Origin of the sequence: Pseudomonas rustica (assembly GCF_018336155.1) — a bacterium.
GTDB lineage: Bacteria > Pseudomonadota > Gammaproteobacteria > Pseudomonadales > Pseudomonadaceae > Aquipseudomonas > Aquipseudomonas rustica.
Genome location: NZ_JAGYHF010000007.1, coordinates 1 through 13,702 on the forward strand (window position 1 = coordinate 1; position 13,702 = coordinate 13,702).

Annotated in this window: 16 protein-coding genes; 8 read left to right on the forward strand and 8 right to left on the reverse strand. The window is 60.4% G+C overall.

What is annotated here, in order from left to right; translation table 11 throughout:
- Positions 1-151: 151 nt before the first annotated feature.
- The 6 genes from rluB to KFS80_RS14615 form a co-directional block, all read right to left on the reverse strand.
- On the reverse strand, positions 152-1,372 hold the full coding sequence (rluB, locus tag KFS80_RS14590) for a 23S rRNA pseudouridine(2605) synthase RluB (protein WP_053118273.1): 1,221 nt from the start codon (positions 1,370-1,372) through the stop codon (positions 152-154).
- A 154-nt stretch (positions 1,373-1,526) separates the two neighbouring features.
- The gene (locus KFS80_RS14595) at positions 1,527-1,718 is read right to left on the reverse strand and encodes a DUF1289 domain-containing protein (protein ID WP_007919669.1); all 192 of its coding nucleotides are present in this window, start codon (positions 1,716-1,718) and stop codon (positions 1,527-1,529) included.
- Between the two features lie 147 nt (positions 1,719-1,865).
- Positions 1,866-2,840 (reverse strand): SMC-Scp complex subunit ScpB, encoded by a 975-nt coding sequence (gene scpB / locus KFS80_RS14600; RefSeq protein ID WP_212545148.1) that lies wholly within the window; start codon positions 2,838-2,840, stop codon positions 1,866-1,868.
- Between the two features lie 11 nt (positions 2,841-2,851).
- Positions 2,852-3,673, reverse strand: a complete 822-nt coding sequence (locus KFS80_RS14605) for a segregation and condensation protein A (protein ID WP_008088827.1) — start codon at positions 3,671-3,673, stop codon at positions 2,852-2,854.
- Positions 3,674-4,303 (reverse strand): L-threonylcarbamoyladenylate synthase, encoded by a 630-nt coding sequence (locus KFS80_RS14610; RefSeq protein ID WP_038363745.1) that lies wholly within the window; start codon positions 4,301-4,303, stop codon positions 3,674-3,676. It lies immediately after the preceding gene.
- Between the two features lie 13 nt (positions 4,304-4,316).
- On the reverse strand, positions 4,317-5,180 hold the full coding sequence (locus KFS80_RS14615; protein WP_159812589.1) for a PHP domain-containing protein: 864 nt from the start codon (positions 5,178-5,180) through the stop codon (positions 4,317-4,319).
- Positions 5,181-5,267: 87 nt separating this feature from the next.
- On the opposite strand from KFS80_RS14615, the gene KFS80_RS14620 reads away from it, so the two are divergent.
- The 6 genes from KFS80_RS14620 (at position 5,268) to KFS80_RS14645 (ending at position 9,965) form a co-directional block, all read left to right on the forward strand.
- Positions 5,268-5,867, forward strand: a complete 600-nt coding sequence (locus KFS80_RS14620) for a septation protein A (protein WP_053118264.1) — start codon at positions 5,268-5,270, stop codon at positions 5,865-5,867.
- 1 nt (position 5,868) lies between these two features.
- Complete coding sequence (locus KFS80_RS14625; protein WP_007919677.1) at positions 5,869-6,168, forward strand: YciI family protein; 300 nt, start codon at positions 5,869-5,871, stop codon at positions 6,166-6,168.
- Between the two features lie 413 nt (positions 6,169-6,581).
- Positions 6,582-6,992 (forward strand): SH3 domain-containing protein, encoded by a 411-nt coding sequence (locus KFS80_RS14630; RefSeq protein WP_212545149.1) that lies wholly within the window; start codon positions 6,582-6,584, stop codon positions 6,990-6,992.
- A gap of 7 nt (positions 6,993-6,999) precedes the next feature.
- Positions 7,000-7,677, forward strand: coding sequence for a response regulator transcription factor (locus tag KFS80_RS14635; protein WP_053118261.1), 678 nt, complete (start codon positions 7,000-7,002; stop codon positions 7,675-7,677).
- A 301-nt stretch (positions 7,678-7,978) separates the two neighbouring features.
- A complete protein-coding gene (locus KFS80_RS14640; RefSeq protein ID WP_053118259.1) occupies positions 7,979-8,428 on the forward strand; it encodes a Spy/CpxP family protein refolding chaperone in 450 nt (149 codons plus the stop codon).
- Positions 8,429-8,624: 196 nt separating this feature from the next.
- Complete coding sequence (locus tag KFS80_RS14645) at positions 8,625-9,965, forward strand: sensor histidine kinase (RefSeq protein WP_212545150.1); 1,341 nt, start codon at positions 8,625-8,627, stop codon at positions 9,963-9,965.
- 95 nt (positions 9,966-10,060) lie between these two features.
- On the opposite strand, the gene KFS80_RS14650 is transcribed toward KFS80_RS14645, so the two are convergent.
- Positions 10,061-10,627 carry a nitroreductase family protein gene (locus KFS80_RS14650; RefSeq protein ID WP_212545151.1) on the reverse strand — a complete coding sequence of 189 codons (567 nt, stop codon included), beginning with the start codon at positions 10,625-10,627 and terminating at the stop codon, positions 10,061-10,063.
- Between the two features lie 121 nt (positions 10,628-10,748).
- Between KFS80_RS14650 and KFS80_RS14655 the strand changes: the two genes are divergently transcribed.
- The gene (locus KFS80_RS14655) at positions 10,749-12,203 is read left to right on the forward strand and encodes a TrkH family potassium uptake protein (RefSeq protein WP_008087314.1); all 1,455 of its coding nucleotides are present in this window, start codon (positions 10,749-10,751) and stop codon (positions 12,201-12,203) included.
- Here the strand turns inward: KFS80_RS14655 and KFS80_RS14660 are convergent.
- A complete protein-coding gene (locus KFS80_RS14660) occupies positions 12,160-13,221 on the reverse strand; it encodes an AraC family transcriptional regulator (protein WP_212545152.1) in 1,062 nt (353 codons plus the stop codon). The genes KFS80_RS14655 and KFS80_RS14660 overlap by 44 nt on opposite strands.
- Positions 13,222-13,385: 164 nt before the next feature.
- Between KFS80_RS14660 and KFS80_RS14665 the strand changes: the two genes are divergently transcribed.
- Complete coding sequence (locus KFS80_RS14665; protein WP_053118254.1) at positions 13,386-13,697, forward strand: Mpo1-like protein; 312 nt, start codon at positions 13,386-13,388, stop codon at positions 13,695-13,697.
- Positions 13,698-13,702: the final 5 nt, after the last annotated feature.

Below are 13,702 nucleotides of genomic sequence, written 5' to 3' on the forward strand. Positions count from 1 at the left end.
GTTGGAATGCGATCCCCTGTGGGAGCGGGCTTGCTCGCGAAGAGGCCCGATCAGACACCGAACATCTTTCTTCAGACGAAAAAAAACGCCAACCCTGCGGTTGGCGTTTTTGCTCGAGCTTGAAGCTTGCCGCTAGAAGCTCACAGCCGCCTTATTCAGGCTTGCGACGACCGAACCCCGGACGCTGACCCGAACCGGCCGGCGCACCGCGGCGCTTGCCCGACGGCTTGTCGCCATCAACCAACTTGATTCCCGGACGCTTCGACGTCGGTTTAGCCGGACGCTTGTTGGTGGTGTCCGCTGGACGATCCGCCACGGGCGTACCGCGACCGGCAGGCGCGCCACGCTCGCCACGTTCAGTGCGACCGTTGGCCGGACGCGGAGCGCGCTCGCCGTCACGGGCAACCGGCTTGCGGGCTGGACGCTCGCCTTCGATCTGCGGCTCGCGGCTTGGGCGTGGGCCGGTCGGTGCGCCAGCGGCTGGACGCAGGGTACGTACGCGCTCGGTCTTGCCCATCGGACGCGACGATTTACGCTGCATACGCTCAAGCTTGTCTTTGCTCTTGGCGTTCAGTTGCGGCATCGCCACTGGCGTCAGGCCGACTTCAGCACTGAGGATGTCGACTTCGTACTGGCTCATTTCGCGCCAGCGGCCCATCGGCAGGTCGGAGTTGAGGAACACCGGACCGAAACGCACGCGCTTCAGACGGCTGACCACCAGACCCTGGGATTCCCACAGACGACGAACCTCACGGTTACGACCTTCCATCACCACGCAGTGGTACCAGTGGTTGAAGCCTTCGCCACCTGGCGCCTGCTTGATGTCGGTGAACTTGGCCGGGCCGTCTTCCAGCACCACGCCAGCCTTCAGTCGCTCGATCATCTCGTCGTCGACTTCACCGCGTACACGCACGGCGTACTCACGGTCCATCTCGTAGGACGGGTGCATCAGGCGGTTGGCCAGTTCACCGTCGGTGGTGAACATCAGCAAACCGGTAGTGTTGATGTCGAGACGGCCGATGTTGATCCAGCGCCCTTCTTTCGGACGCGGCAGTTTGTCGAACACGGTCGGACGGCCTTCCGGGTCGTCACGGGTGCAGATCTCGCCATCGGGTTTGTTGTACATGATCACGCGGCGTACCGATTCGGCCGCTTCTTCGCGCTTGATCACCTTGCCATCAATGGTGATGGCGTCGTGCAGATCGACACGCAGACCGAGGGTGGCGTCTTTGCCATTGACCTTGATCCGGCCCTGGCTGATCCAGGATTCCACGTCACGGCGCGAGCCGACGCCGATACGGGCGAGGACTTTCTGCAGCTTTTCGCCTGCTGGGCCGATTGGCTGGTCGTCTTGCTGATCTTTGATACTCATCTGGGCACCTCCCGGTGTGGTCTGTTCAGGCGCTCTGAATTGGGGGCCTGAAGCATTGAAATCTGGGTTCTTGGCCGAAGGGATCGGCGAAGGGTCGCGAATCATACGCGGATGTGCGCCGTCGCGCATCAGAGACTAGCTGATCAATGGACAGTTATTTCTTTTTCCGCCGACCGGCGCCACCGAGTTTGATCAGGCGCAGCGCGGCTTCGGCAAGCACCGTGCGCTTGTCGTCCTTGTCGAGTTTCTTCCAGGCTTTGATTTCACGCTTGCTGCGGCCGCAGCCGAGGCAGATGTCGTCGGTGAATTTGCAGAGGCTGATACACGGGTCTTTTGTCGAACTCATCAGCATCTCCTGGCTGGACATAGAGCCAAATGTGGGAGCGGGCTTGCTCGCGAAAGCGGTGTGTCAGTCAATTTATTTGTTTCTGATAGACCGCTTTCGCGAGCAAGCCCGCTCCCACAGGGGTTTCGCGGTGTTCTTGAGGGCGGGTCAGTCTTCGAACTCGCGGCGTTCGGCTTCGATGGCTTCGGCCAGTGCGCGGGCTTCGGCTTCTTCTTCGCTCAGCTCGGGTTCGGGCGCGGGTTGTTCGAGGGCGGCGACGGCGGCCAACAGCTTTTCGCGGGCTTCGGCGACGCCGAGAATGTCCTCTTCCGGTTCGGCTTCTGGCTCGGCTTCAAGTTCAACTTCAATGCCGGGCTCGGGCTCAGACTCAATTTCTGTTTCGGACGTCGGCGCCTCACCGTCCGCCGCATCCCGCAGCAAATCGTCGAAGTCGGTCTTGATCCCCTCCTCCATGCTGTCCAGCTCCAGCAGCAAGGTGTGGAAACTGGTTTCTTCCTTCTCCTCCTCCGGCTCGGCACTGGCGTCGGCCAGCTCCTGCAAACTCTGCGGCACTGGCGCGTCGTCGAAATCGAGCACCGGATCGGTTTCCATTTCGCGCAGCTCGGCCAGTGGCGGCAGGTCTTCGAGGTTTTTCAGGTTGAAGTGATCGAGAAACATTTTAGTAGTCGCAAACATTGCCGGCTTACCAGGCACGTCGCGGTAACCAACAACACGAATCCACTCGCGCTCCAGCAAGGTTTTGACGATGTTGCTGTTCACCGCCACACCGCGCACGTCTTCGATCTCGCCACGGGTGATTGGCTGGCGATAGGCGATCAGCGCGATGGTTTCCAGCAAGGCACGGGAATAACGCTGCGGGCGCTCCTCCCAGAGTCGGCCAACCCACGGCGAAAACTTCTCGCGAATCTGCAGGCGATAGCCCGACGAGACTTCCCTGAGCTCGAACGCACGGCCCTCGCAGGACTTGCCGAGCAGGGTCAGGGCTTTCTTGAAGACTGCAGGCTCAGGCCGTTCGCCCTCTTCGAACAGTTCAAAAAGACGCTCAAGGGATTGCGGCTTTCCCGAGGCCAACAGAAAGGCTTCAAGCAGGGGTGCCAGCTCGCGGGGTTCAGTCAGGTTCATGTTTCGACTCGTTATTCGGCTCGGGCTCGCACGTGGATCGCGGCGAACGGCTCATTCTGCACCAGCTCGACCAAGGATTCCTTGACCAGTTCAAGGATTGCCATAAAGGTCACCACCACACCCAGCCTGCCCTCTTCGGCAGTGAACAACTCGACAAACGGCACAAAACCGCCGCCCTTGAGGCGTTCCAGCACATCGCTCATGCGTTCGCGGGTGGACAGTGCTTCACGACTGACCTGGTGGCTTTCAAACATATCGCCACGGCGCAGCACTTCGGCCATGCACATCAAAATTTCTTCCAGCGCGACATCCGGCAACAGCTTGCGCGCGCGGGCTTCCGGGGCGTCGAGCTTGGGCACAACCACGTCGCGGCCGACGCGGCTGAGGTTGTCGATACCTTCGGCGGCAGCTTTGAAACGCTCGTATTCCTGCAAGCGGCGGATCAGTTCGGCGCGCGGGTCGTCTTCTTCGTCTTCGACGGTTTCAGCGCGCGGCAGGAGCATGCGCGACTTGATCTCGGCGAGCATCGCCGCCATCACCAGATACTCGGCAGCGAGTTCCAGACGCACCGACTGCATCAACTCGACGTAACCCATGTACTGGCGGGTGATTTCCGCCACCGGGATGTCGAGAATGTTGATGTTCTGTTTGCGGATCAGGTACAGCAGCAGGTCGAGCGGGCCTTCGAAGGCTTCAAGAAACACCTCGAGCGCATCCGGCGGGATGTACAGGTCGAGTGGCATTTCCATGACCGCCTGGCCATAGACCATGGCAAACGGCAGTTCCTGCTGAGCATCGGCCTGGGGATCGACAACGGTTTCCACTGCGGACATTCAGGCCTCGACCATGAACGGCGTCGGATCGCCGCAACCGACGCGTACCACTTCCGGGTCGTCGCCGGTCAGGTCGATCACGGTGGAGGCTTTGATGCCGCCGAAACCGCCATCCACGATCAAGTCCACCTGGTGTTCGAGCAACTGACGCATTTCGTACGGATCGCTGAGCGGGTCTTCATCGCCGGGCATGATCAGGGTCACGCTCATCAGCGGCTCGCCCAGTTCGGCCAGCAGCGCCAGCGCAATCGGATGGCTCGGCACGCGCAGACCGATGGTGCGCTTCTTCGGGTGCAGCAACAGGCGCGGCACTTCGCGGGTGGCGTTGAGAATAAAAGTGTAAGGCCCCGGCAGGTGCGCCTTGAGAATGCGGAAGGTGCCGGTGTCGATCTTGGCGTAATTGCCCAGTTGCGACAGGTCGCTGCAGATCAGCGCGAAGTTGTGCTTTTCATCGAGCTGACGCAGGCGTCGCACGCGCTCGATGGCAGTCTTGTCGCCGATTTGGCAACCGATCGCGTAGGAAGAGTCCGTGGGATACACCACTACCCCGCCCTTGCGGATGATCTCGACCGCCTGTTTGATCAGGCGCGCTTGCGGGTTTTCCGGATGAATCTGGAAAAATTGACTCACATTCTCTACCTGTTCAGACGGCGGCAATATCTGTGTCATGTTTGAACCGACACCACAGGGGTGGAAGGTCCTCGGGAACCGGCCGGTACTGGCCGATCTCGGACCAGCCGCCAGGGCCATGGAAGTCACTGCCGGCACTGACCAGCAGACCGAACTCACGGGCAAGGATTGCCAGGCTGCCCACCTGTTCCGCAGGCTGGTGGCCATTGACCACCTCGATTGCATGCCCGCCTGCTTGAATATAGTCGGCAATCAGCTTTCGGCGCTTGCTGCGGGTGAAATCGTAGTGCCACGGATGCGCCAGACTGACCCAGGCATTGGCGGCGCGCAGCGTACCGACGGTGTCTTCCAGCGTCGGCCAGTGCAGCTTGACGTCGCCCAACTTGCCGGCGCCGAGCCACTTGCGAAAGGCCTCGGCGCGATCCTTGACGAAACCTTCACGTACCATCCAGTCAGCGAAATGCGGACGGGCCGGCGCGTTGCCGCTGTCGCCCAGTTCCTGCTGGATTTTCCGCGCGCCGTCGAGGGCGCCGGGCATGCCTTTGAGGGCGAGCTTGCGGCTTATTTCTTCCGACCGCAGCCAGCGCCCATCGTGCAATTTGGCGATGGCCTCGACCAACGGCGCGGCGTTGACGTCGAAACCGTAGCCCAATACATGAATGGTCGCGCCGCCCCAAGTGCAGGACAATTCGACGCCGTTGACCAGTTGCATGCCCAATTCTTTGGCGGTCGCGCGCGCTTCAGCGAGGCCTTCGAGGGTGTCGTGGTCGGTCAACGCCAGGACTCGCACGCCGTTTTCGAACGCACGCGCAACCAGAACCGCAGGCGCCAGTGCGCCATCGGAGGCCGTGCTATGGCAGTGCAAATCAACATTCACGGAGAGTTGTAACCTCAAATCAGCTGGCGCTATCGCGCGCCCATATGTTTGTTATTATGCCGCCACATCCAGCTTCTGGCTCTTACTGTGAAACAATTCATCGATTTCATCCCGCTTCTGCTGTTTTTCATCGTTTACAAACTTGATCCACGGGTGGTCGATGTCGCGGGCCATGAAGTCACTGTAGGCGGTATTTACAGCGCCACCGCGATGCTGATCATCAGCTCCCTGGTGGTGTACGGCGCGCTTTTCATCAAACAGCGCAAGCTGGAAAAGAGCCAGTGGCTGACCCTGATCGCGTGTCTGGTCTTCGGTAGCCTGACGCTGGCCTTCCACAGCGAAACCTTCCTCAAGTGGAAAGCCCCGGTGGTCAACTGGCTGTTTGCCGTCGCGTTCATTGGCAGCCACTTCATCGGTGACCGCCTGCTGATCAAACGGATCATGGGCCACGCGCTGACCCTGCCGGATCCGGTCTGGACGCGCCTGAACATCGCCTGGATCGCCTTTTTCCTGTTCTGCGGGGCCGCCAACCTGTTCGTCGCCTTCACCTTCCAGAGCTACTGGGTGGACTTCAAGGTGTTCGGCAGCCTGGGCATGACCCTGGTGTTCCTGGTCGCACAGGGCATTTACCTGTCGCGCCATCTGCACGATGCCGATACCCCAACAACACCAAAAACCGAGGACTGACATGCTCTACGCAATCATTGCCACCGACGTCGCCAACTCGCTGGAAGCTCGCCTGGCCGCGCGCCCTGCGCATCTGGAACGCCTGCAAGCGCTCAAAGGCGAAGGCCGCATCGTATTGGCCGGCCCACACCCGGCGGTCGACAGCAATGATCCGGGCGCCGCGGGTTTTACCGGCAGCCTGATCGTCGCCGAGTTCGACTCCCTGAGCGCTGCGCAGGCGTGGGCTGATGCTGATCCGTATATTGCGGCGGGTGTGTATGCCAATGTGGTCGTGAAGCCGTTCAAACAAGTCCTGCCTTAACGCTGAAGACAGGGCCTTACAGGATTACTGAGACAAAGGGGATTCCTGTGGTGAGGGGATTTATGTGGCGAGGGGATTTATCCCCGTTGGGTCGCGAAGCGGCCCCAATGCCATCCAATGCGGTGTGCCTGACACACCGCATGCTCCCATTTCAGGACTGCTACGCAGTCCAACGGGGATAAATCCCCTCGCCACAAATACTCATCTGGCTCAAATAGTCATCTGACTCAAATACTCAGCTGTCCCAAAATACCCACCTGCCACAAAACCCTCCTCTGCCACAAAAAGCCCATCAGCCCCAACATCCCTTCCCGCGCACTGAACCTTCTCGCTTCTCACCCATCTCAATCGCTCATTATTCTCGTTCGTCTGCCGACAACCTGCCCACTATCCATTGGGAAGCAGGTGTTGCGATGCGCAAGGGTTCGTTGTGTCTGATGTTGATCACGCTGTCGATCATGGCGCCCGCCCATGGTGAGGAAACCGCCGAAGGCGGCAATTCCACGCCATTGTCATTAAGCGCCGGCAGCCAGATCACCGAGTTGCAGCAGCGCCTCAAGGCCAGCGAGCAGCAGCGAGAAGAACTGAACAAACAACTGCAAAATGTCGACGACGAACGCGAAAGCGCTCAGCTCGCCCGGTTGCGCCAGGAGAACCAGCGCCTCAAGCTGCAACTCAAGGAAGCACAGGCCAGCCCGCTCCCGCGTTTGTTGACCGATCAACAGCAGTGGTTCGTCACGGGAGCCGGGGTAGCGCTATTGGCGCTGCTCTGCGGTATCTTTGCCAGTGGAGCAAGCCGAAAACGTCGGCAATGGCTAAATTGAGTGAGTCATGAGCGAGCTGTTACTGATTGATGATGACCAGGAGTTGTGCGAACTCCTGAGTAGCTGGTTAAGCCAGGAAGGCTTCCAGGTGCGCGCCTGCCACGATGGCCAGAGCGCCCGTAAAGCGTTGGCCGAAACCGCTCCGGCGGCGGTGGTGCTGGACGTGATGCTGCCCGACGGCAGCGGTCTGGAACTGCTCAAGCAGTTGCGCAACGATCACGCTGATCTGCCGGTGTTGATGTTGTCGGCCCGTGGCGAACCGCTGGATCGTATCCTCGGCCTGGAACTCGGCGCCGACGATTATCTGGCCAAACCGTGCGACCCGCGTGAATTGACCGCGCGCCTGCGCGCCGTATTGCGCCGCAGTCACCCGGCCGCCGTGTCGACGCAACTGGAGCTGGGCGACCTGAGTTTCAGCCCGGTGCGCGGTGTGGTCAGCATCGACGAAAAAGAACTGACCCTCACCGTGTCCGAAAGCCGCTTGCTCGAAGCGCTGCTCAAGCAGCCCGGCGAACCACTGGACAAGCAGGAACTGGCGCAGATCGCCCTCGGCCGCAAACTGACCCTGTACGACCGCAGCCTCGACATGCACGTCAGCAACCTGCGCAAAAAAATCGGCCCGCACCCCGACGGCCGCCCACGCATCGTCGCCCTGCGCAGCCGGGGTTACTACTACAGCCTCTGAATTACACCCGTCCCGCACGGGCATGACGATAAATCGCCCCCTGTAGGAGCTGCCGAAGGCTGCGATCTTTTGATCTTGTTTTTCTGATCGTTCCCACGCTCTGCGTGGGAATGCAGCCGCGGACGCTCTGCGTCCCACAGTCAAAAGATCGCAGCGTGCCGCAGCTCCTACAGGGATATGTGTAAGGCTGATGACGAAACGTCTTTACCCAAGCTTTACGTAGCGCTGACCGCCGCTGACCTTGATCTCCGTAATCTGAACTCATCCGGAACGTACCGGGAACGAGACAAGGAGATACACCATGCGCAAGACTCTTATCGCTCTGATGTTCGCTGCCGCTCTGCCAACCGTCGCCATGGCCATGCCGCAAGATGGCGGCCCGATGGGTGGCCCGCTCGACGGCCCACGCCACGGCGGTCAGATGCACGGCATGCACGGCAAGGGCCCGTACAGCCAACTCGACCTGTCCCGCGAACAACGCGAGCAGATCCGCAAGATCATGGGCGAGCAGATGCACGAGCGTAAGCAAGTGGTCGACAAGTACCTGGAAAAACTCTCGCCAGCGGATCAGAAAGCCCTGAAAGACGAAATGGCCGCCAACCACAAGAAAGGCGAGGCCGATGTTCGTGCGGTGCTGAAGCCGGATCAACAGAAGAAATTCGACGAGATCCAGAAAAAACAGGCTGAACGGCGTGCCGAATGGGCCGAGTTCAAGGCGTGGAAAGCGCAACAGCCGCAAAAAGCGCAATAATGTTCTGACCATGGCCCAACGGCTACCCCCGTTGGGCCTTTTTGCACTTGCCCCTGTAGGAGCTGCGGCACGCTGCGATCTTTTGACTGTGGGACGCAGAGCGTCCCCGACTGCATTCCCACGCAGAGCGTGGGAACGATCAGATCGCAGCGTGCCGCAGCTCCTACAGTGGTTTATGTTTGATTGAGGATTTTCTGTGCGTTCATTGTTCTGGCGTATTCTCGCGAGCTTCTGGCTGGCCATCGCATTGGTGGCCGGGTTGTCGATTCTGCTCGGGCATATGCTCAATCAGGACGCGTGGATCCTCAGCCGCCATCCGGGCCTCAACACCTTGGCCGGCGACTGGACGCAAACCTACGAAGCCCAGGGCGAGGAAGCCGCTCAGGACATCCTCGAACAACGCAAACGCCAATATCACATCGACGTCCAGGTGCTGAACGAATCCGGCGATCCGGTCGTCCGCGGCACCTTCCCGCGCCGCGCCGCCGCGTTCGAAGCCCGGCAGAACAACGATGACCGCCGCCTGCCATGGCGCCGCCTCACTGACGAATTCACCAGTGAGAAAACCGGCGACACCTACCTGTTCATCTACCGCATCCCGCACCCGGAACTCGACGCCTGGCACCGCGAAAGCCTGCTCTGGCCGCTGAGTGCGTTGGGCATCGCGCTGGTCGTACTGACCCTGTTCAGCTTGCTGGTAACTTTCTCCATCACCCGCCCGCTCAGTCGATTACGCGGCGCGGTGCATGATCTGGGGCAAACCACCTATCAGCAAAACAGCCTGGCCAAACTGGCCAACCGCCGCGATGAATTCGGCGTGCTCGCCACTGACTTCAACCGCATGGGCGCGCGTCTGCAAAGCTTGATCGGTAGTCAACGCCAGTTGCTGCGCGACGTGTCTCATGAACTGCGTTCACCGTTGGCGCGGCTGCGCATTGCTTTGGCGCTGGCCGAACGGGCCAATCCGGAAGAACGCGAAAAACTCTGGCCACGCCTGACCCGCGAGTGCGATCGCCTGGAAGCGTTGATCAGCGAGATTCTGGTGTTGGCACGGGTCGATGCAGACAACGCCAGTGCGGAAGACGTGGATTTGAATGCACTGCTCGGCACTTTGCAGAAAGACGCGAAACTCGGTTCGCCCGAGCAGACAGTGCGTCTGGACGTTGAACCGAATCTGCAACTCAAAGGTTGGCCGACGATGATTGAGCGGGCCGTCGATAATCTTCTGCGTAATGCTCAGCGTTTCAACCCGGAGGGGCAGGCGATTGAAATGCAGGCGTCACGTCAGGGCGAGAAAATTATTGTGAGCGTGCGCGACCATGGGCCGGGGGTGCAGGCCGAACATTTGAGTCAGTTGGGTGAACCGTTCTATCGCGCGCCGGGACAGACGGCGGCGGGACATGGCTTGGGCCTGGCGATTGCGCGCAGGGCGGCGGAGCGGCATGGCGGGAGTTTGACGTTGGCCAATCATCCGCAGGGCGGGTTTGTCGCGAGTCTGGAATTGCCGTTGGTGCCGGGCGCGGTGGTTCAGCCGTAGATTTTCGATGATGCAAAAAGATCGCAGCCTGCGGCAGCTCCTACAGGAAAACGCATTCCAATGTAGGAGCTGCCGCAGGCTGCGATCTTTTGATTTTAAGCCTTACCGGGCCAGGCGCTGACGAACTCGGCCAGGTCAACCTTCTCCGCCACACGCGGTTCTTTCTGTGGGGTGCCGAGGTAGAGGAATGCGATAACCTCTTCACCTTCGGTCAGGCCCAAACCCTGCGCCACGTGCCGGGAATACGCCAAATCCCCGGTGCGCCACACCGCGCCAATCCCCTGCGCATACGCCGCCAGCAAAATCCCGTGCGCCGCACACCCGGCGGCGAGCAGCTGCTCAGCTTTCGGGTATTTGACGTGATCCTGCAACCTGGCGATCACCACAACCACCAACGGCGCTCGAAGCGGGCCGTTGCGGGCCTTGTCGATCATCGCTTCGGTGACTTCGCCTGCCTGCTGCTGCGCCGCTTCGGCCAGCAACTCGCCCATTTGCTCGCGCGCCGCGCCTTCGACGGTCAGGAAGCGATACGGCTGCAGATGCCCGTGATCCGGTGCGCGCATCGCGGCGCCAAACAAGGCTTCGCGCTGTTCGGCAGTAGGGGCCGGTTCGACCAGTCGTGGAACGGAAACACGGTTGAGCAACGCGTCGAGAGCCTGCATCGGCCACCTCCTGAAAAATATGTGCGGCTATTCTAGCTGTAACTGCCAACAGGATGCCGGTTTACATGCCCTGCCCCGCAGGTAGAATGGCGCCCTCCCCACCACAGCCCGAGCGGACTTCATGGCGTTGCCGACCTTACGGATCATTGGTTTCATCATCGGCATCTTCCTGATCACGCTGGCTGTCGCCATGGTCGTGCCCATGGCCACCCTGGTGATTTTCGATCGCACCAGCGATCTGCCGTCGTTCCTCTGGGCGAGCATGATCACCTTCGTCGCCGGCCTCGCGCTGGTGATTCCGGGCCGGCCCGAACACATTCACTTGCGCCCGCGCGACATGTATTTGCTCACCGTCAGCAGTTGGCTGGTGGTGTGCATTTTCGCCGCGCTGCCGTTTCTGCTGACCCAGCACATCAGCTACACCGACTCGTTTTTCGAGAGTATGTCCGGGATCACCGCCACCGGTTCGACCGTGCTCAATCATCTCGACGACATGTCTCCCGGTATCCTGATGTGGCGCTCGTTGCTGCACTGGATCGGCGGCATCGGCTTTATCGGTATGGCGGTGGCGATCCTGCCGCTGTTGCGCATCGGTGGCATGCGCCTGTTCCAGACCGAATCGTCCGACCGTTCGGAAAAGGTCATGCCGCGCTCGCACATGGTGGCGCGCCTGATCGTGGCGGCGTACGTCGGCATCACCATTGTCGGCAGCCTCGCGTTCTGGTGGGCCGGGATGAGCCCGTTCGATGCGATCAACCACGCGATGTCGGCGATTTCCACCGGCGGTTTCTCGACCTCCGACCAGTCGCTGGCCAAGTGGACGCAACCGGCGGTGCACTGGGTTGCGGTGGTGATCATGATTCTCGGCAGCCTGCCGTTCACCCTGTACGTGGCGACCATGCGCGGCAACCGCAAGGCGTTGATCCGCGATCAGCAGGTGCAGGGTTTGCTGGGGATGTTGCTGGTGACCTGGCTGGTACTCGGCACCTGGTATTGGTGGACGACCAACCTGCATTGGCTGGACGCATTGCGCCACGTGGCGCTGAACGTGACCTCGGTAGTCACTACCACTGGTTTCGCCCTCGGCGACTACAGCCTGTGGGGCAATTTCTCGTTGATGTTGTTCTTCTATCTGGGCTTTGTCGGCGGCTGTTCCGGCTCGACCGCTGGCGGGATCAAGATTTTCCGTTTCCAGGTCGCCTACATCCTGCTCAAGGCCAACCTTAATCAGCTGATTCACCCGCGCGCGGTGATCAAGCAGAAGTACAACGGTCACCGTCTCGACGAAGAGATCGTGCGTTCGATTCTGACCTTTTCGTTCTTCTTCGCCATCACCATCTGCGTGATCGCCCTGCTGCTATCGCTGCTTGGCGTCGACTGGATGACCGCGCTGACCGGTGCCGCCAGCACCGTGTCCGGCGTCGGCCCGGGCTTGGGCGAGACCATTGGCCCGGCGGGCAACTTCGCCACCCTGCCGGATGCGGCGAAGTGGATTCTGTCGTTCGGCATGCTGCTCGGCCGACTCGAGATCATTACGGTGTTTGTGCTGTGTATTCCGGCATTTTGGCGTCATTGACCGCGTTCGGCGCCTGCAACAGCCGCGCCCGGTAATCGCCGGGCGTGGTGTCGAACCAGCGGCGGAAGGCGCGGAAGAAGTTGCTCGGATCGGCAAAACCCAACAGATATGCGATTTCCAGCAAGGTCATGCTCGGTTGCGCCAAATACTGCTCGGCCAGTTCGCGGCGGGTGTCATCGAGCAACTGCTGAAAACTCGTGCCCTCCTCCTGCAACCGTCGCTGCAACGTACGCTGCGATAAATGCAGGGTCTGCGCCACGGTATCGCGCTTCGGTTCACCTTGCGGGAGTAAACGGCACAGCACCTGCCGTGCCTTGTGCGTGACCCGGCTCTCGGAAAACCGCGCCAGATATTCTCCGGCAAAACGATCGTGCAGCAGCGCCATCGCCTCGTTGGCGGTGGGCAGCGGCGCTTCCATGTCGGCGCGTTCGAAGATCAGCGCATCGTATGGCGCGTTGAACACCAACGGCGCATGGAAGGCTTGTTTATACGGTTCGAGATCGGCGGGTTGGGCGCCCTGCACCAACACTTTGACCGGGTGCAGCGTACGCCCGCTCAACCAGCCGCACAGGCCCAACGCGCAGGCCAGAGAGGCTTCAGCGCTTTGTCGGGTCGGCGGCAGATGATCGCCATGCACGGTCAGAATCAGCGCGTAGCCTTCTTCGAGCAGACGAAAACTCAGGTCGGCACTTTCGGCGATGATCCGCTGATAGCGCACCAGCCGTTGAAAGCCTTCAGCGAGCGTATTGCTCGACATCAGCGCGTAACCGGCGACATGAAACGATGCCGGTCGCACCACTTTGCCCATGTTCAGGCCGATCGCCGGATTACCGGACAGCTCGACCGCCCGTTGCCAGAGCCGGGTCATGGAGTCTTGCGGGAAGCGCGCATCCGGATCATCCAGAGCCGTGTAATCGAGCCCCAGTTGCTTGAACAGAACCCGGCAATCCAGGCCGTCCATCTCCAATGCTTTGACAATCCCCATCGCCCAGCTTGCAGAAGTCGTTCGTTCGCTCATGGCGTTTTTCTTTTACATGATGGACCGCATGTTACGGCCTGATTTGCGAAGGATACTAAAGTGGCGCCGATTGTCACTGGCCCACGCCAATGATCACTCTAGACTCAAATAAGCTACCCGCAGAACAACTCGTCGCCAGAACAATAACCACAGAGAACGCGGTCGTGGAAAACATCAAGCAATTCAACAGCTTCGCTGAGTTCTATCCGTATTACCTCAGTGAGCACAACAACAGCACCTGCCGGCGTCTGCATTTCATCGGCACCACGCTGGTTATTTTCATTCTGGCGATGACCATCGCCAAAGGCGCCTGGCTGCTGTTATTGGCCGTGCCATTGGCGGGGTACAGCTTTGCCTGGATCGGGCATTTCTTTTTCGAGAAGAACCGGCCGGCGACTTTCCAGCATCCGCTGTACAGCCTGCTCGGCGATTTCGTCATGTACCGCGACATGATCCTGGGTCGCGTGGCGTTCTAAACAAT